The following is a 17,719-nucleotide window of genomic DNA, read 5'->3' as shown; positions in this document are numbered from 1 at the left end:
GTGTTAACGTTCCTCCCCATACAACAGGGCGCCCACGTCCGGCTCGACATCGAACATATTCTGTAGCGCGTCCAGCGTGTCGCGGGCTTCTTCCTCATTAATCACGCTCATGGCAAAACCCACGTGGACCAGCACCCACTGGCCGAGACGCGATGCGCCGGTCTCATCGTGGCTGCCTACCAGCGTCAGGTCGACATCGCGCAGGATGCCGCAGACCTCCACTTTGGCCTGATTGCCGTCGAGGGAATGAATTTGTCCGGGGACGCCTATGCACATCGTTCGTTCTCCAGCCAGTTCAGCCAGGCGTCCATCCCGTCGCCACGCGTGGCGGAAACCAGCAGGATCTCAATGTCCGGGTTCACTTCCCGGGCGTAAGCCAGGCACTTATCCACGTCGAAATTCAGGTACGGCAGCAGGTCGACCTTGTTCAGCAGCATGACGGAGGCGGCGGCAAACATATGCGGATATTTAAGCGGCTTGTCTTCCCCTTCGGTCACGGAGAGCACCGCCACTTTATGCCGCTCGCCGAGGTCGAAGCTTGCCGGGCAAACCAGGTTGCCGACGTTTTCAATAAACAGGATACCGTTATCCGCCAGCGGCAGGCGCGGGGCGGCGTCGGCAATCATCTGCGCGTCCAGGTGGCACCCTTTCCCGGTGTTGACCTGAATCGCAGGCGTACCGGTTTCGCGGATGCGCGCGGCGTCGTTTACCGTTTGCTGGTCGCCTTCGATTACGGCGCAGGAGACGTGTTCGTTCAGCCGTTTGAGGGTTTCGGTCAGCAGCGTGGTTTTACCGGAGCCGGGGCTGGAGACCAGGTTCAGCACCAGCTGTTCGCGCGCGGCAAAGCGGGCGCGATTGCGGGCGGCGAGCTGGTTATTTTTGTCCAGCACGTTGATCTCCACCTCCAGCATCTGGCGCTGGCTGATGCCCGGCGCGTGCGTACCCGCTTCGCCGTGGCCGTAATGGAGGTCGCCCGCGTCGGAACGCTGCGGGGCAAAGGTGATGCCGGTCAGGGCCGCCGCGGGACGTGGGGCAGGAGAAAAGGGCGCGGAGCGAAACGCGGAGTGGGGACGGTGTTCATCCCCTTCTATATACAGGTTGCCTTCAGCGCAACCGCAGGTACTACACATACATTACTCCTTCTCGATTTCGAGGCGTTGGATCTGCATACCGTCATCCGCCACGATGCGCAGCCCGCTGCTCTGGCACTGCGGACAGCGCTGTACCTTCGATGACAGCAGCGTGACGTACTCCTGACACTGCTCGCACCAGCACTCTGCCTGCTGCTCTTCAATATGCAGGTCGCAGCCTTCCGCCAGCGTGCCGCTGCACACCAGCTCAAAACAGAAGGTGAGGGCGCTGGTCTCGACGCAGGAAAACGCCCCGACCTTCAGCCAGACGCCGGTGACGCGTTTCGCGTGGTTTTGCACTGCCTGCTGTTCGATAAGTTCCAGTGCCCGCTGGCAGAGGGTGATTTCGTGCATGACGCCTCCTTAATGAATTGCCCCTTCAATGCAATAACGGTGCCAGCTTGATTTGCGTTACGGCGTGACGATGTCAACACTGTCGAAATGACACGTCGACACCGCGGCGGTGACAGTGCGCATCTCTTTAAAATCCATTTAAATCAACAAATTAAAAACTGGCACGAAATCTGCTTAACAGCCGCTAACTCCATTAACCGGATACCTTTTATGACTATTTGGGAAATTAGCGAAAAAGCGGATTACATCGCACAACGTCATCAGCAGCTCCAGGAGCAATGGCACCTGTACTGCAATTCACTGATCCAGGGGATCACGCTGTCGAAGGCCCATCTGCATCACGCCATGAGCTGTGCGGCGCAGGGGGATATGCGTTTTGTACTGTTCGGTCACTTTACGATTTACGTCACCCTGGCGGAGACCTTCAACAGCCACACGATTGAGTACTACGTCGAGACGAAAGAGGGCGACAGGCACTGCATCGCCCGGGCGCAGCTGATGGCGGACGGCATGGTGGACGGTCACGTCAGCAACCGCGATCGCCAGCAGGTGCTGGAGCACTATCTGGAGAAAATCGCGCCGGTTTACAACGGCCTCTACGCCGCCGTTGAGCATGACAGGCCAGTCAACCTGAAACAGCTGATCGACGGAAAATCCTCCGCGAACGTGGCCTGAAAAACGAGTGTCGAGAAGTGTCGATAAGACAGTTTTTTTTCGTCAAAAATGACCATCACCAGAGGATGACCCGGTGAACCGTTTTGTAATTGCTGACTCGATGGTCTGTATTGGCTGTCGGACCTGTGAGGCGGCGTGTTCGGAAACGCACCGCCTGCACGGGCTACAGTCCATGCCGCGCCTGCGCGTCATGCGTAATGAGAAAGAGTCTGCCCCGCAGCTCTGTCACCACTGTGAAGACGCCCCGTGCGCGGGCGTCTGTCCTGTCAATGCCATCACCCGCGTTGACGGCGCGGTACAGCTGAACGAAAGCCTGTGCGTGAGCTGCAAGCTGTGCGGCATCGCCTGTCCGTTCGGCGCTATTGAGTTTTCCGGCAGCCGTCCGCTGCATATTCCGGCGAATGCCAATACCCCAAAAGCGCCGCCTGCGCCACCAGCTCCGGCACGCGTGAGTACGCTGCTGGACTGGGTGCCGGGCATTCGCGCCGTTGCGGTGAAGTGCGATCTGTGCAGCTTCGATGAGCAGGGTCCGGCCTGCGTGCGGACCTGCCCGACCCGGGCGCTGGTCCTGGTCAACATCCGCGACATCGCTCGCACCAGCAAACGCAAGCGCGAGCTGACCATCAATACCGACGTCGGCGATCTTTCGCTGCTGCGGGCGCTTAACGAGGGGGCGAAATGAACGCGATAGTTATGATGACCAGCGGTGTGGCCTGGTTTGCCGCCGCCGCTGTCCTGGCGCTGCTCCTCTCCTTCCATAAAACGCTGAGCGGGGCGATCGCCGGTATCGGTGGGGCGGTCGGCAGCCTGATGACGCTGGCGGCGGGCGGGGTTGTCCTGATCGACGGCCAGTCCGTCGACACCCTCATCCCGCTGATTCACCACGCCGTTGAGCTTACGCCGCTGAACGCCATCTGGCTGATAACCTTTGGCCTGTGCGGGCTGTTTATCAGCCTGTTTAATGTCGACTGGCACCGACATCAGCACACCAAAGCCAACGGCCTGCTGGTTAACCTGTTGATGGCCGCCGCGGTCTGTACCGTTATCGCCAGCAACCTCGGCGCGCTGGTGGTGATGGCAGAAATCATGGCCCTGTGCGGCGTGTTCCTGACCGGATGCAGCGCCTCCGGCAAGCTGTGGTTTGCGCTCGGACGTCTCGGTACGCTGCTGCTGGCGCTGGCCTGCTGGCTGGTGTGGCAGCGTTTCGGCACGCTGGATTTTGCCGCGCTTAACGGTCAGCCGCTGGGCAACGACGTCTGGCTGTTGGGCGTAGTCGGTTTTGGCCTGCTGGCCGGGATTATCCCGCTGCACGGCTGGGTGCCGCAGGCGCATGCCAATGCCTCAGCCCCGGCCGCTGCGCTGTTCTCCACCGTGGTGATGAAGGTCGGTCTGTTCGGCATCCTGATGATAACCCTGACGGGCGGTCAGCCGCCGCTGTGGTGGGGCGTGGCGCTGCTGATTGCAGGGATGATCACCGCGTTCGTCGGCGGGCTCTACGCGCTGATGGAGCACAACATCCAGCGTCTGCTGGCGTACCACACCCTGGAGAACATCGGGATTATCCTGCTCGGCATGGGCGCGGGCGTCACCGGGCTGGCGCTCAACCAGCCGGCGCTGATTGCCGCCGGGTTTATTGGCGGTCTGTATCACCTTATCAACCACAGTCTGTTTAAAAGCACCCTGTTCCTCGGTGCGGGCAGCGTCTGGTTCCGCACCGGGCACCGCGATATTGAAAAGCTCGGCGGGATTGGCAAAAAAATGCCCGTCATTTCGCTGGCGATGCTGGTCGGGCTGATGGCGATGGCTGCGCTGCCGCCGCTGAACGGCTTTGCCGGCGAGTGGGTGATTTATCAGTCCTTCTTCGCCCTCGGCCAGAGCGAGGCGTTTATCGGGCGTTTACTCGGCCCGCTGCTGGCGGTGGGCCTGGCGATCACCGGCGCGCTGGCGGTGATGTGTATGGCGAAGGTTTACGGCGTCACCTTCCTGGGCGCGCCGCGCACCCGCGAAGCGGAAAACGCCTGTTGCGCCCCGGTACTGATGGCCACCAGCGTGGTCGCACTGGCGCTGTGCTGCATCGCGGGCGGGGTTGCCGCGCCGTGGCTGCTGCCGCTGCTGGGCCACGCCATTCCGCTGCCGCTGGTCACGGCGCATACCGTCGTTTCCCAGCCGATGATGGCGCTGCTGCTGATTGCCGCGCCGCTCCTGCCGTTCGTGCTGATGCTGTTCTTCAGACGCGACCGTCTCGCCTCCCGCTCGCGCGGCGCGGCGTGGGCCTGCGGCTACGAACACGAGCAGTCGATGGTCATCACCGCCCACGGTTTCGCCATGCCGGTGAAGGAAAACTTTGCCGCCGTGCTGAAGCTGCGCCACTGGCTGAACCCGGTGGGCTGGGTGCCGGGCTGGCAGGGTGCCGCCGTGCCCGTGCTGTTCCGCCGCCTGGCGCTGATCGAGCTGGCGGTGCTGGTGGTGATTGTCATTTCACGAGGAGCCTGACATGAGTCTGTTACTGGCAATTCTTCAGGCGCTGGTGCTGTTCGCCGTCGCGCCGCTGCTGTCGGGCATCACGCGCGTGGCGCGCGCCCGGCTGCACAATCGTCGCGGACCTGGCGTGCTCCAGGAGTACCGCGATCTCTTCAAACTGCTCTCCCGTCAGAGCGTCGCGCCGGATGCCGCAGGCTGGGTGTTCCGCCTGACGCCGTTTGTGATGGTGGGCGTGATGCTGACCATCGCCACCGCGCTGCCGGTAGTGACGGTGGGCTCGCCGCTGCCGGTGCTGGGCGATCTGATTACGCTGATCTACCTCTTCGCCATCGCGCGTTTCTTCTTTGCGATTGCGGGTCTGGATACCGGCAGCCCGTTTACGGGTATCGGCGCCAGCCGCGAGGCGATGCTCGGCGTGCTGGTTGAGCCAATTCTGCTGCTGGGGCTGTGGGTTGCCGCACAGGTTGCAGGCTCGACCCATATCAGTTTTATCACCGACACCGTTTACCACTGGCCGGTTTCACGTTCTCTCCCGCTGGTGCTGGCGCTCTGCGCCTGCGCGTTCGCCACCTTTATCGAGATGGGCAAGTTGCCGTTCGATCTCGCGGAAGCGGAGCAGGAATTACAGGAGGGGCCGCTCACCGAATACAGCGGCTACGGCTTTGCGGTGCTGAAGTGGGGCATCAGCCTCAAGCAGCTGGTGGTGTTGCAGATGTTCGTCGGCGTTTTCTTCCCGTGGGGGCAGATGACGCACTTCTCTGCGGGCGGCCTGCTGCTGGCCGTGGTGGTGGCTGTGCTCAAGCTGCTTATCGGCGTGCTGGTGATTGCCCTGTTTGAAAACAGCATGGCGCGCCTGCGTTTTGTTGAAACGTCACGCATCACCTGGGCCGGTTTTGGTTTTGCATTTTTAGCGTTCGTCTCCTTGCTGGTGGCGTGATTAAAGAGAGTGTTTATGTCTGAAGAAAAGAAAGGTCAGCAGTATCTCGCCGCGTTGCATCAGGCTTTCCCGGGCGTGGTGCTGGAGGAGTCCTGGCAAACCAAAGACCAGATCACCGTCACCATTAAGGTGAACTATCTGCCGGAAGTGGTGGAGTTTCTCTATTACCAGCAGGGCGGCTGGCTGTCAGTGCTGTTCGGCAACGACGAGCGTCAGCTGTGTGGCAACTATGCGGTGTACTACGTGATGTCGATGGAGCAGGGGGAGAAGTGCTGGCTCACCGTGCGCGTAGAGGTCGATCCGGCTAAACCGGAATACCCCTCCGTCACGCCGCGCGTGCCTGCCGCCGTCTGGGGCGAGCGCGAAGTGCGCGACATGTATGGTCTGGTGCCGGTTGGCCTGCCTGACGAGCGTCGCCTGGTGCTGCCGGACGACTGGCCGGATGAACTCTATCCGCTGCGCAAGGACAGCATGGACTATCGCCAGCGCCCGGCCCCGACCACCGACAGCGAAACCTACGAGTTCATCAACGAGCTGGGCAGCAAGAAGAATAACGTGGTGCCGATTGGCCCGCTGCACGTTACCTCCGACGAACCGGGCCACTTCCGCCTGTTCGTCGACGGCGAGAACATTATCGACGCCGACTACCGCCTGTTCTACGTCCACCGCGGCATGGAGAAGCTGGCGGAGACCCGCATGGGCTACAACGAAGTCACGTTCCTCTCTGACCGCGTGTGCGGCATCTGCGGCTTTGCCCACAGCACCGCCTACACCACCTCGGTGGAAAACGGCATGGGGATCGTGGTGCCGAAACGCGCGCAGATGATCCGCGCCATTCTGCTGGAGGTGGAGCGCCTGCACTCGCACCTGCTTAACCTCGGCCTGGCCTGCCACTTCGTCGGCTTTGACTCCGGGTTTATGCAGTTCTTCCGCGTGCGCGAGGCGTCGATGAAGATGGCGGAGATCCTTACCGGGGCGCGTAAAACCTACGGCCTGAACCTGATCGGCGGGATCCGCCGCGACCTGCTGAAAGACGACATGATCCAGACCCGCCAGCTGGCGCAGCAGATGCGGCGGGACGTGCAGGAGCTGGTGGACATGCTGCTCAGCACGCCAAACATTGAGCAGCGCACCGTCGGGATTGGTCGTCTTGACCCGGAAATCGCCCGCGACTTCAGCAACGTCGGCCCGATGGTGCGCGCCAGCGGCCACGCCCGTGATACCCGCGCCGATCACCCGTTTGTCGGCTACGGCCTGCTGCCGATGACCGTGCACAGCGAGCAGGGCTGCGACGTCATCTCCCGTCTGAAGGTGCGCATCAACGAGGTATTCACCGCGCTGAACATGATCGACTACGGCCTCGATAATCTGCCGGGCGGCCCGCTGATGGTGGAAGGCTTCACCTACATTCCAAACCGCTTTGCCCTCGGCTTTGCCGAAGCGCCGCGCGGGGACGACATCCACTGGAGCATGACCGGCGACAACCAGAAGCTCTACCGCTGGCGCTGCCGTGCGGCGACCTACGCCAACTGGCCAACCCTGCGCTACATGCTGCGCGGTAACACCGTCTCTGACGCGCCGCTGATCATCGGCAGCCTCGACCCGTGCTACTCCTGCACCGACCGCATGACCGTCGTGGACGTGCGCAAGAAGAAAAGCCAGGTGGTGCCGTACAAAGAGCTTGAGCGCTACAGCATCGAGCGTAAGAACTCGCCGCTGAAATAAGGACTCGCCATGTTTACCTTTATCAAAAAAGTGATCAAAACCGGCGTGCAGACCAGCAGTTATCCGCTGGAGCCGATCCCGGTGGATAAAAACTTTCGCGGCAAGCCGGAGCACAATCCGCAGCAGTGCATCGGCTGCGCGGCCTGCGTCAACGCCTGCCCGTCGAATGCCTTAACGGTGGAAACGGACCTGAAAACCGGCGAGCTGGCCTGGCAGTTTAACCTCGGGCGCTGCATCTTCTGCGGCCGCTGCGAGGAGGTCTGCCCGACGGTCGCCATTCGCCTGTCTCAGGAGTACGAGCTGGCGGTGTGGAAAAAAGAGGATTTTCTCCAGCAGTCGCGCTTCGCGCTGTGCAACTGCCGCGTCTGCAAGCGTCCGTTCGCCGTGCAAAAAGAGATCGACTACGCCATCGCGCTGCTGAAGCACAACGGCGACGTCCGCGCGGAGCATCACCGTGAAAGCTTCGAAACCTGCCCGGAGTGCAAGCGTCAGAAATGCCTGCTGCCGTCTGACCGCATCGATTTAACCCGCCATATGAGAGAGGCCAGCTGATGGAAAACTTACTCGGCCCGCGCGACGCTAACGGCATTCCGGTGCCGATGACGGTGGACGAATCCATCGCCAGCATGAAGGCGTCGCTGCTGAAAAAAATCAAACGCTCGGCCTACGTCTACCGCGTGGACTGCGGCGGCTGCAACGGCTGCGAGATCGAGATCTTCGCCACGCTGTCACCGCTGTTTGACGCCGAGCGCTTCGGCATCAAAGTGGTGCCGTCTCCGCGCCATGCGGACATTCTGCTGTTTACCGGGGCCGTCACCCGCGCCATGCGATCCCCCGCGCTGCGCGCCTGGCAGTCCGCGCCGGACCCGAAAATCTGCATCTCGTACGGTGCCTGCGGCAACAGCGGCGGCATCTTCCACGACCTGTACTGCGTCTGGGGCGGCACCGACAAAATCGTGCCGGTGGACGTCTACATTCCGGGCTGCCCGCCGACGCCCGCCGCCACGCTGTACGGTTTTGCCATGGCGCTCGGCCTGCTGGAGCAGAAGATCCACGCTCGTGAGCCGGGCGAGCTGGACAACCAGCCAGCCACTCTCCTGCACCCGGATATGGTGCAGCCGCTGCGGGTGAAGATCGACCGCACGGCGCGCAGGCTGGCGGGCTACCGCTACGGACGCCAGATTGCCGACGATTATCTGCGCCTGCTGAGCCAGGGCGACCATCAGGTGGCGCGCTGGCTGGAGGCGGAAAACGATCCGCGACTCAATGAGATCGTGGCGAACCTGAACAGCATCGTGGATGAGGCGCGTATCCGATGAGTGAAACGGTGGTGTTCAGCCAGCTGAGCCGTAAGTTTATTGATGAGAACGATGCCACGCCGGCTGCGGCGCAGCAGGTGGTCTATTACAGCCTGGCGATTGGGCATCACCTCGGGGTGATCGACTGCCTGGAGGCGGCGCTGAGCTGCCCGTGGGCCGATTACCTGGCGTGGATCGCCACGCTGGAGGAGGGCAGCACGGCGCGGCGCAAAATGGAAGGCGTGCCGAAGTACGGCGAGATCGTGATCGACGCCAACCACATTGCGATGCTCGCCAACGCCTTTGACGAGGCGCTGAGCAGGCAAACCCCCGAGCAGCAGGCGTGGAGCAAAACGCTGCTTAGCATGCTGCACGATATTCATCAGGAGAGCGCCATCTACCTGATGGTGAGGAGATTACGTGACTGACGTTTTACTGTGTGTCGGCAACAGCATGATGGGCGACGACGGCGCGGGCCCGCTGCTGGCGGAAAAGTGCGCTGCGAACCCGCCGGGCAGTTGGGTGGTGATTGACGGCGGCAGCGCGCCGGAAAACGACGTGGTGGCCATTCGTGAACTGCGCCCGGACAGGCTGTTAATCGTTGATGCCACCGATATGGGGCTCAACCCCGGTGAGATCCGCCTGATTGACCCGGACGACATCGCCGAAATGTTTATGATGACGACGCACAATATGCCGCTGAACTACCTGGTCGATCAGATTAAAGACGACGTGGGTGAGGTGCTGTTTCTGGGGATTCAGCCGGACATTGTCGGGTTCTATTACCCGATGACGCAGCCGGTGAAAGAGGCGGTGGACGTGGTCTATTCACGGCTTGCCGGGTGGGTTGGGGATGGGGGATTTTCTCAGCTCTGAGCAGTGCCGGGTGGCGGCTTCGCCTTACCCGGCCTACCAAACCCATCTCCCTCTCCCTGTGGGAGAGGGCTGGGGTGAGGGCAACAGGCTACTCCAGATCCCCCCCGTTACTCGCAATCACCTTCTTATACCACCAGAATGATTTCTTGCGCTTGCGGTCCAGCGTGCCGTTCCCGGCGTCGTCCCGGTCGACGTACACAAACCCGTAGCGCTTGCTCATTTCCCCCGTTGAGGCCGAGACAAGGTCAATGCAGCCCCAGGTGGTGTAGCCCAGCAGCGGTACGCCGTCCTCAATCGCATCAGCCATTGCGCGAATATGCTCGCGCAGGTAGCTGATTCGGTAGTCGTCGTTGATCTCGCCGTTTTCATCAATGACGTCCTTCGCTCCAAGGCCGTTTTCCACCAGGAACAGCGGCTTCTGGTAGCGGTCGTACATCATGTTCATGGTGATGCGCAGGCCGAGCGGGTCAATGCCCCAGCCCCATTCGCTCACCTGAATATGCGGGTTGCGCAGGGACTTCACGATGTTCGCCGCGCTGGTGTTTCCCGCGTTCATGTCCGCCGACGCGCAGCGCGAGGCGTAATAGCTGAACGAGACAAAGTCGACGGTGTTTTTCAGCAGTTCATCGTCGCCCGGGTCTTTCACAATCACCACGCCTTTCTCGCGGAACACGCGGGCAGAGTAAGCCGGATAGCTGCCGCGCGCCTGCACGTCGATAAAGAACAGGTTCTCGCGGTCTTTCTCCAGCGCCATCCACACGTCTTCCGGCTTGCAGGAGTACGGGTAAAAATTGCCGCCCGCCAGCATACAACCGACCTGGTTTTCCGGGTTCACCTCGTGGGCAATTTTGGTCGCCAGCGCGCTCGCCACCAGCTCGTGGTGCGCGGCCTGGTACTTCACCTGGTCCTCGTTTTCACCTTCTTCAAATACCAGCCCCGCGCCGGAGAACGGGCTGTGCAGCATGATGTTGATTTCGTTGAAGGTCAGCCAGTATTTCACCAGCCCGTTAAACGCCTCGAAGCAGGTGCGGGCGTAGCGGGCGAAGAAATCCACCATCTTACGGTTGCGCCAGGAGCCGTACTCCGTGACCAGGTGCATCGGCACGTCGAAGTGGCAGAGCGTCACCAGCGGCTCGATGTTGTACTTTTTACACTCCTCGAACACCGCGCGGTAGAAGGCAATGCCTTCCTGATTCGGCAGCGGTTCGTCGCCGTTCGGGTAGAGGCGGCTCCAGGCAATCGAGGTGCGGAACACCGTAAAGCCCATCTCCGCCATCAGGGCGATGTCTTCTTTGTAGCGATGGTAAAAATCAATCGCCTCGTGGCTCGGGTAGAATTCGTCGTCCCGCAACGAAAACCGTTTTTCCTTGCCGACTTTTACCGCCAGACGGTTTGCGCCGTGGGGGATCATGTCGACCGTCGTCAGTCCTTTGCCGCCTTCACGGTAAGCCCCTTCACTCTGGTTGGCGGCAAGCGCGCCGCCCCATAAAAATCCTTGTGGAAAAACAGACATTCTTACCTCGCTTTCAGTTTATGCTTCTGCTGCTTTGTTCTGTACCGGTGCGGTTTGCAGGGCGCGTGCTTTTTCGGCTTCGTCTTCTACCGGGATATCCTCAAACCCTAACAGCAGGGTTAGCACAAACGACAGCACTACCGCCAGACCCATCACGCCAAACACCCAGACGATGGTCATCGGGTTGGCCGGGTCGAAGAACTGCACGCTGGTAAACAGCCCCGGCGCCGCCATCGAATGGCTGGCAAGGCCTGCCATGCCTGCCACCGCGCCGCAGATAAAGCCGCTGATCAGGCTCGCAATCAGCGGACGCTTCAGGCGTACCGCTACGCCGTACAGGGCCGGTTCAGAGATCCCCGCCATGATGGCGGAGGCCGCCGCGGCCAGCGCCGTCTGGCGCAGCTCCGGATTTTTGGTTTTCCACGCCACCGCCAGCGACGAACCGCCGAGCGACAGGTTGGCGCCGATCTCCGACGGCATCACCATCCCTTCTTTGCCCGTTTCGGCAATGGTCTGGATGATGGTCGGCGTAAACACGCGGTGCATCCCGGTCATCACCAGCAGCGGCCACAGCGCGCCCATAATGGCAACGGAGAGCCAGCCCAGATAGCCGTGAATGGTGTAGACCAGCGCGGAGATGGCGCTGCCGATCCAGATCCCGAGCGGGCCAATCAGTACGATGGCGAGCGGGGCGGCAATCAGCACGATCAGCATCGGCTTGAGGAAGTTTTTGGTCACCGCCGGGGTAATGCGATCCACCCAGCGTTCGATGTATGACAGGCACCAGGTCATCACCAGGGCGGGGATCACCGTGTAGGTGTATTTCACCGCCGTCACCGGAATGAAGGCGAACTCAACGTGCTCGCCCTGCGCGGCTTTCGCCATCAGCTCGATAAAGCTCGGGTGAACCAGAACGCCCGCGATGGCGATTGCCAGCGACATGTTGGTTTTGAACTTCACCGCCGCGGACGCCGCCACCATCAGCGGCAGGAAGAAGAACGCGCCATCGCCGATAACGGTCAGGATCGTAAGCGTCGGGTCGCCTTTGCCCAGCACGCCGGTCATCTCAAGGATCATCGCCAGCAGCTTGACCATCGACCCGCCGATGATCGCCGGGATCAGCGGAGACATGGTGCCGATCAGCGCATCGAGGATCCCGGCACCAATGCGGCGCAGCGTGAGCTTCTGTGGACCTTCCGCTACGGCAGGTTGCAGGTTAGCGGGCAGCAGGCTCACCACTTCACGGTATGCCTGGGACACGGTGTTGCCGATGATCACCTGACACTGGTTGTCGTTGCGCACCACGCCGAGCACGCCGCTGATGCTTTTCAGGTGTGCGGCGTCGGTGAGGCTTTCGTCTTTCAGGACGAAGCGCAGTCGCGTCATACAGTGGGTGACGGCGACGATGTTCTCTTTGCCGCCCAGCGCGCTAACGACGTCGGTCGCCAGCGCAGCGTAATTTTTTGCCATCGGATGTGATCCTGTTATCGTTGTGAGAAGTGTAGGAAACCGGTTTCACACAATCATCATGAGTTTCTTTTAATGAAACAAGACCACTTTTTATGCATTTTTTCGTTTCGTGATGACGATCACTCGTGGCCGTAAAAAGCGTGATAACGCCGCTGCGACAATTTTTCTGCGGTGCAGTACACTGCGCCCATCAGGTTCAGACGGAATAATAATATGACCACGATGCTGGAAGTGGCGAAGCGGGCAGGCGTATCAAAAGCGACGGTCTCCCGGGTACTGTCGGGGAACGGTTACGTCAGCCAGGAGACGAAAGACCGGGTTTTTCAGGCCATCGAAGAGAGCGGGTATCGCCCCAATCTGCTGGCGCGAAACCTGGCGACCAAACGCACCCAGACCCTGGGGCTGGTGGTGACGAACACCCTGTACCATGGGGTCTACTTTAGCGAGCTGCTGTTTAACGCCGCGCGGATGACGGAAGAGAAGGGGCGTCAGCTGATCCTGGCGGACGGCAAGCACAGCGCCGAAGAGGAGCGCGAGGCGATCCAGTACCTGCTCGACATGCGCTGCGACGCGGTAATCATCTATCCGCGTTTTCTGAGCGTGGAAGCGCTGGACGAGATCATTGAGAAATGCGAGCAGCCGATCATGGTGCTCAACCGCCGTTTGCGGAAAAACAGCAGTCACAGCGTCTGGTCCGATCATAAAGCGTCGTGTCAGGACGCGGTATCGCAGCTGATTGAGAAAGGCCACCGGGAGATTGCGTTTATCACCGGTTCGCTGGATTCCCCCACCGGGGTGGAGCGTCTTTCCGGCTACAAGGACGCGCTGGCGCAGCACGGGATTGCAGTTCGCGACGCGCTGATCGCCGAAGGGAAGTGGAACCCGGCCAGCGGCGCGGCGGCGGTCTCTCAGTTGCTCACCCGCGGCGAAACGTTTACCGCGCTGGTGGCGAGTAACGACGACATGGCGATTGGCGCCATCAGGCAGCTGCACGAGAGCGGCGTCGCCACGCCGGGCGCAGTGTCCGTCATCGGCTTTGACGATGTGGCAATCGCGCCCTATATCGTGCCGTCCCTCTCCAGCGTGCGTATTCCAGTAACGGAGATGATTCAGGAGACCATCAGCCGTATGATTTTCATGCTCGACGGCGGTGAGTTTAAGCCTCAGCAAACCTTTTCCGGCGAGCTTATCCTGCGCGACTCCGTCATTGACGGCCCGCATCGCTGACGTCGACATCTGTCATCGTCACTAATGACGATGACAGATCCTTCTCTTTTAAATTTCCCTATAAAATCAATGAATTAAATATTGGCACGGTTTATGAATAGCTTCGCGCATAACAGTTATGCCGGAGAAGCAGATGAACCGTTTTATTATGGCCGATGCCAGCAAATGCATTGGTTGCCGTACCTGTGAAGTGGCGTGCGTGGTGTCCCATCAGGCAGAGCAGGATTGCGCCTCTCTCACCCCTGATACCTTCCTGCCGCGCATCCACGTCATTAAAGGCGTGAATATTTCTACCGCCGCTATCTGTCGCCAGTGCGAAGATGCGCCGTGCGCCAACGTCTGTCCGAACGGGGCGATTAAGCGCGAGAAAGGCTTCGTGCATGTGATGCAGGAGCGCTGCATCGGGTGCAAAACCTGTGTGGTGGCGTGTCCGTATGGCGCGATGGAGGTGGTGGTTCGCCCGGTGGTGCGCAACAGCGGTATCGGGCTGAGCGTGCGCGCGGAGAAAGCCGAAGCCAATAAATGTGACCTCTGCTACCACCGCGACGCCGGTCCGGCGTGTATGGAAGCCTGTCCGACACATGCGCTGGTCTGCGTCGATCGCGACAAGCTCGAACAGATGAGCGCCGAAAAACGCCGCCGCGCGGCGTTCGACACTTCGTCATCGCTGCTGTTTTAAATTGCGATGAGCGTTAACGGCGTACAGCTTCGGGTACGCGGCAAGGTGCAGGGGGTAGGATTTCGTCCTTTCGTCTGGCAGCTTGCGCAGCAGCTGGGGCAGGCAGGCGACGTCTGCAACGACGGAGAGGGTGTCCTGGTGCGTCTCGCGGGCAGTGGGGGTGACTTTACCGCGAGACTGCGCCAGGACTGCCCACCGCTGGCGCGCATCGATCGCGTTGAAACGCAGCCGTTCAGCTGGACGACGCTGCCGGACGAGTTTGTCATCCGCCACAGCGAGAGCGGGGCGATGGACACGCAAATCGTCCCGGATGCCGCTTCCTGTCCCGCATGCCTGGCGGAGATGCGCGATCCCCGCGAACGTCGCTACCGCTACCCGTTTATCAACTGCACCCACTGCGGGCCGCGGTTTACCATTATCCGCGCCATGCCCTATGACCGCCCGGCCACGTCAATGGCGCCATTCCCGCTCTGTGTGCCCTGTGAAACGGAGTACCGCAACCCGGCTGACCGGCGTTTTCACGCCCAGCCGGTGGCCTGCCCGGATTGCGGACCGCAGCTGGAGTGGCGAGCCGGGGAGGCTGCTGCCACCCGCGAATCGGCTTTAAGCGCGGCGGTGGCGATGCTGGAAGGCGGCGGGATTGTGGCGGTCAAAGGGCTGGGCGGTTTTCACCTGGTCTGCGACGCGCTTAACCCGCAGGCGGTTCGGAAATTACGGGCACGCAAGCAGCGCCCGACCAGGCCGCTGGCGGTGATGATCCCGCATGCGGACGATCTGCCGGAGGCCATCCAGACGCTGTTACGTTCACCCGCTGCGCCGATTGTGCTGACGCCAAAAGCCTGCCTTCCTGCGTTTCCTGAGGAGATTGCGCCGGGGCTGGATACGGTCGGCGTGATGCTGCCTGCGAACCCGCTCCAGCATTTGCTGATGCTGGACTGCCAGCGCCCGCTGGTGATGACCTCCGGCAACCTCAGCGGCCATCCACCCGCCATAAGCAACCAGCAGGCGCTGGAAGAACTCAGTGACATCGCTGACGGCTTCCTGCTGCACAACCGCGACATCCTGCAACGGATGGATGATTCAGTGATGGACCAGGAGGGCACGATGCTGCGTCGCGCACGCGGTTTTGTGCCGGATGCCATCACATTGCCCGCCGGATTCCGCGACATCCCGCCCATGTTATGCACCGGCGCGGAGATGAAAAACACCTTCAGCCTGGTGCGTGGCAACCAGGCGGTGCTGAGCCAGCATTTTGGCGATCTGAGCGACGAGGGGGTAGAGGCCCAGTGGCGCAGTGCGCTCTCGACGATGCAGGACATCTACGCCTTTCAGCCTGAGCGCGTGGTGTGCGATGCCCATCCGGGTTATCACGCCCGACTGTGGGCCCGGGCGCAGGCGCTGCCCGTTGAGACCGTGCTGCATCATCATGCGCATGCGGCAGCGTGTCTGGGGGAGAATGGCTGGCCGCTCGACGGCGGGGATGTTATTGCCCTGACCCTGGACGGGATCGGCATGGGCGAGAACGGTGCGCTGTGGGGCGGCGAGTGCCTGCGGGTGAACTATCGCGACTGCGAACGGCTGGGCGGTCTGCCAGCCGTTGCGCTGCCGGGGGGCGATCTGGCGGCAAAACAGCCGTGGCGCAATTTGCTCGCCCACTGTCTGGCGTTCGTACCTGACTGGCAGCAGTACCCGGAAACAGAGGTGGTACAGCGTCAAAACTGGCCGCTGCTGGCAACGGCTGTGTCGCGCGGTATCAATGCGCCGCGGGCCTCCTCCTGTGGTCGTCTGTTCGACGCCGTGGCCTGTGCGCTGGGCATTGAAACGCAACGCTATGAGGGCGAAGCCGCGTGCCGGCTGGAGGCGCTGGCCGAACGCTGCGCAGGGGTTGATCATCCGGTGACGCTCCAGACGGATAACCTTGCGCTGTTCTGGCAACAGTGGCTTACCTGGCGGGCGGAACCCGGCGAGCGTGCCTGGGCTTTTCACGATGCGCTGGCAAAAGGGCTGAGCGAACTGGCGGCAACGCATGCCCGCCGACGGTCGCTCACGACGGTGTGCTTCAGCGGCGGCGTCCTTCACAACCGCCTGCTGCGCGCGCGCCTTCGTCATTACCTTTCTGATTTCACGCTTCTTTTTCCTTCGCGCCTGCCCGCAGGCGACGGAGCGATCTCCTTCGGGCAGGCGGTGGTTGCTGCCGCCCGATCATGTTCACAAGGGATTTAAAATGTTACGACTTTTACGCAATGAACCTCGTGCAGCGTGCCTGCTGCTGGCTCTCGGGATGGCTAACCTGCTGGCCTGGTGGCTGGCGTGGCACACCTTTAGCGGCAGTACGGTGCTGATGGCGGCCAGCCTGCTGGCCTGGTGTTACGGACTGCGTCATGCGGTGGATGCCGACCATATCGCCGCGATTGATACCGTGACGCGTAAAATGATGCAGCAGGGCAAGCGCCCGTCCGGCGTGGGCGCATGGTTTTCCCTCGGACACTCCACCATCGTGGTGCTGGCCTCCATTGCTATCGCCGCTACCGCCACGGCGTTTCAGAAAAACATGGCATGGTTCCACGAAACCGGCAGCCTGATTGGCACCGCCGTCTCCGCCACCTTCCTGCTGGCGATGGCGCTGGTGAATATGGTGATCCTGCGCGGCGTCTGGCGCAGTTTTCAGGCGCTGAAACACGGCAATCCCGTGCAGGGCGACATCACGCTGCCTGCACAGGGCGGCGTCATGAACTGGCTGTTCGGCAAAACCTTCCGCCTCGTCAATAAAAGCTGGCAGATGTACCTGGTCGGTTTCCTGTTCGGCCTGGGGTTCGACACCGCCACCGAAATCGGCGTGCTGGGGATCTCCGCCGCCAGCGCCTCCAGCGGGATGTCGGTGTGGTCGATCATGATCTTCCCGGTGCTCTTCGCCAGCGGCATGGCGCTGGTGGATACGCTCGATAACCTGCTGATGGTGGGTGCCTACGGCTGGGCGTTTAACAAGCCGCAGCGCAAGCTCTACTACAACATGACCATCACCGGCACTTCGGTGGTGGTGGCGCTGTTTATCGGCGGCCTGGAAGCGCTGGGTCTGCTGATGGACAAGTTCGCCCTCAGCGGCGGCGTGTGGGATCTGATTGGCGCGGTAAACGATAACCTGGGCGATGCCGGATTTGTGGTGGTCGGGCTGTTTGTCGCCTGCTGGCTGATCTCGATGGCGAACTATCGCTGGCGCGGTTATGACGCGCTGGTGGTGCGCTCCTGACGCTGAAAGTGTAGCGATAAAAAAAGCCCCGGGACATCGGGGCGGTGGACAACAAAATCCAAAGGTTAAGTAAGCGTGGCAGTACTGTAGGCCGGGTAAGCGGAGCG

18 protein-coding genes are annotated in these 17,719 nt (G+C 61.4%); 13 read left to right on the top strand and 5 right to left on the bottom strand.

The features are described 5' to 3' along the window. Positions 1-3: 3 nt before the first annotated feature. Genes O1721_RS21710 through hypA form a run of 3 tightly spaced genes read right to left on the bottom strand, consistent with a single transcriptional unit; the run spans position 4 to position 1,484 of the window. Entirely contained in the window at positions 4-276 is a 273-nt protein-coding gene (locus tag O1721_RS21710) for a HypC/HybG/HupF family hydrogenase formation chaperone (protein ID WP_023295333.1), read from the bottom strand. Next, positions 267-1,130: a hydrogenase nickel incorporation protein HypB gene (gene hypB, locus O1721_RS21705; RefSeq protein WP_023304320.1), complete on the bottom strand. Its 864-nt coding sequence runs from the start codon at positions 1,128-1,130 to the stop codon at positions 267-269. The genes O1721_RS21710 and hypB overlap by 10 nt, the downstream gene beginning before the upstream one ends. Positions 1,131-1,133: 3 nt before the next feature. Continuing rightward, positions 1,134-1,484, bottom strand: a complete 351-nt coding sequence (gene hypA / locus O1721_RS21700) for a hydrogenase maturation nickel metallochaperone HypA (protein ID WP_032104344.1) — start codon at positions 1,482-1,484, stop codon at positions 1,134-1,136. Positions 1,485-1,694: 210 nt separating this feature from the next. Here hypA and hycA point away from each other — a divergent pair, with 210 nt between their 5' ends. The 9 genes from hycA to hycI all read left to right on the top strand — a co-directional run bounded on the left by hycA (position 1,695) and on the right by hycI (position 9,476). Further along, entirely contained in the window at positions 1,695-2,159 is a 465-nt protein-coding gene (gene hycA, locus O1721_RS21695; protein ID WP_017382804.1) for a formate hydrogenlyase regulator HycA, read from the top strand. A gap of 73 nt (positions 2,160-2,232) precedes the next feature. Further along, entirely contained in the window at positions 2,233-2,841 is a 609-nt protein-coding gene (locus O1721_RS21690) for a 4Fe-4S dicluster domain-containing protein (protein ID WP_032104345.1), read from the top strand. Next, on the top strand, positions 2,838-4,652 hold the full coding sequence (gene hycC, locus O1721_RS21685; RefSeq protein ID WP_032104347.1) for a formate hydrogenlyase subunit 3: 1,815 nt from the start codon (positions 2,838-2,840) through the stop codon (positions 4,650-4,652). The genes O1721_RS21690 and hycC overlap by 4 nt, the downstream gene beginning before the upstream one ends. Position 4,653: 1 nt before the next feature. Then, on the top strand, positions 4,654-5,577 hold the full coding sequence (locus O1721_RS21680) for a respiratory chain complex I subunit 1 family protein (RefSeq protein ID WP_032104348.1): 924 nt from the start codon (positions 4,654-4,656) through the stop codon (positions 5,575-5,577). A gap of 15 nt (positions 5,578-5,592) precedes the next feature. Beyond that, on the top strand, positions 5,593-7,302 hold the full coding sequence (gene hycE, locus O1721_RS21675; RefSeq protein WP_032649302.1) for a formate hydrogenlyase subunit HycE: 1,710 nt from the start codon (positions 5,593-5,595) through the stop codon (positions 7,300-7,302). A gap of 9 nt (positions 7,303-7,311) precedes the next feature. Further along, complete coding sequence (locus O1721_RS21670) at positions 7,312-7,854, top strand: formate hydrogenlyase complex iron-sulfur subunit (RefSeq protein ID WP_032104349.1); 543 nt, start codon at positions 7,312-7,314, stop codon at positions 7,852-7,854. Further along, on the top strand, positions 7,854-8,621 hold the full coding sequence (locus tag O1721_RS21665; RefSeq protein WP_032104350.1) for an NADH-quinone oxidoreductase subunit B family protein: 768 nt from the start codon (positions 7,854-7,856) through the stop codon (positions 8,619-8,621). The genes O1721_RS21670 and O1721_RS21665 overlap by 1 nt, the downstream gene beginning before the upstream one ends. After that, entirely contained in the window at positions 8,618-9,028 is a 411-nt protein-coding gene (locus O1721_RS21660) for a formate hydrogenlyase maturation HycH family protein (RefSeq protein WP_017382798.1), read from the top strand. The genes O1721_RS21665 and O1721_RS21660 overlap by 4 nt, the downstream gene beginning before the upstream one ends. Then, entirely contained in the window at positions 9,021-9,476 is a 456-nt protein-coding gene (gene hycI, locus O1721_RS21655; RefSeq protein WP_032104351.1) for a hydrogenase maturation peptidase HycI, read from the top strand. The genes O1721_RS21660 and hycI overlap by 8 nt, the downstream gene beginning before the upstream one ends. Before the next feature lie 88 nt (positions 9,477-9,564). On the opposite strand, the gene O1721_RS21650 is transcribed toward hycI, so the two are convergent. Continuing rightward, positions 9,565-10,989 carry a 6-phospho-beta-glucosidase gene (locus tag O1721_RS21650; protein ID WP_017382796.1) on the bottom strand — a complete coding sequence of 475 codons (1,425 nt, stop codon included), beginning with the start codon at positions 10,987-10,989 and terminating at the stop codon, positions 9,565-9,567. 18 nt (positions 10,990-11,007) lie between these two features. Beyond that, the gene (ascF, locus tag O1721_RS21645) at positions 11,008-12,459 is read right to left on the bottom strand and encodes a PTS cellobiose/arbutin/salicin transporter subunit IIBC (protein WP_032649298.1); all 1,452 of its coding nucleotides are present in this window, start codon (positions 12,457-12,459) and stop codon (positions 11,008-11,010) included. Positions 12,460-12,648: 189 nt separating this feature from the next. Between ascF and O1721_RS21640 the strand changes: the two genes are divergently transcribed. From O1721_RS21640 to O1721_RS21625, 4 genes are all read left to right on the top strand, one after another. Beyond that, positions 12,649-13,686 carry a LacI family DNA-binding transcriptional regulator gene (locus O1721_RS21640; RefSeq protein ID WP_323132051.1) on the top strand — a complete coding sequence of 346 codons (1,038 nt, stop codon included), beginning with the start codon at positions 12,649-12,651 and terminating at the stop codon, positions 13,684-13,686. Positions 13,687-13,819: 133 nt separating this feature from the next. Continuing rightward, on the top strand, positions 13,820-14,365 hold the full coding sequence (gene hydN, locus O1721_RS21635) for an electron transport protein HydN (protein ID WP_017382793.1): 546 nt from the start codon (positions 13,820-13,822) through the stop codon (positions 14,363-14,365). Between the two features lie 6 nt (positions 14,366-14,371). Then, positions 14,372-16,588 carry a carbamoyltransferase HypF gene (hypF, locus tag O1721_RS21630; RefSeq protein ID WP_032649295.1) on the top strand — a complete coding sequence of 739 codons (2,217 nt, stop codon included), beginning with the start codon at positions 14,372-14,374 and terminating at the stop codon, positions 16,586-16,588. Between the two features lies 1 nt (position 16,589). Further along, positions 16,590-17,612, top strand: coding sequence for a HoxN/HupN/NixA family nickel/cobalt transporter (locus tag O1721_RS21625; RefSeq protein WP_032649293.1), 1,023 nt, complete (start codon positions 16,590-16,592; stop codon positions 17,610-17,612). The last annotated feature ends 107 nt before the right edge of the window (positions 17,613-17,719 follow it).

It is taken from the genome of Enterobacter cloacae complex sp. HYC033_NIDB, from assembly GCF_056673335.1.
Note: the sequence above shows the minus strand (reverse complement) of the source record. Positions and strands in the feature narration are given on the sequence as shown.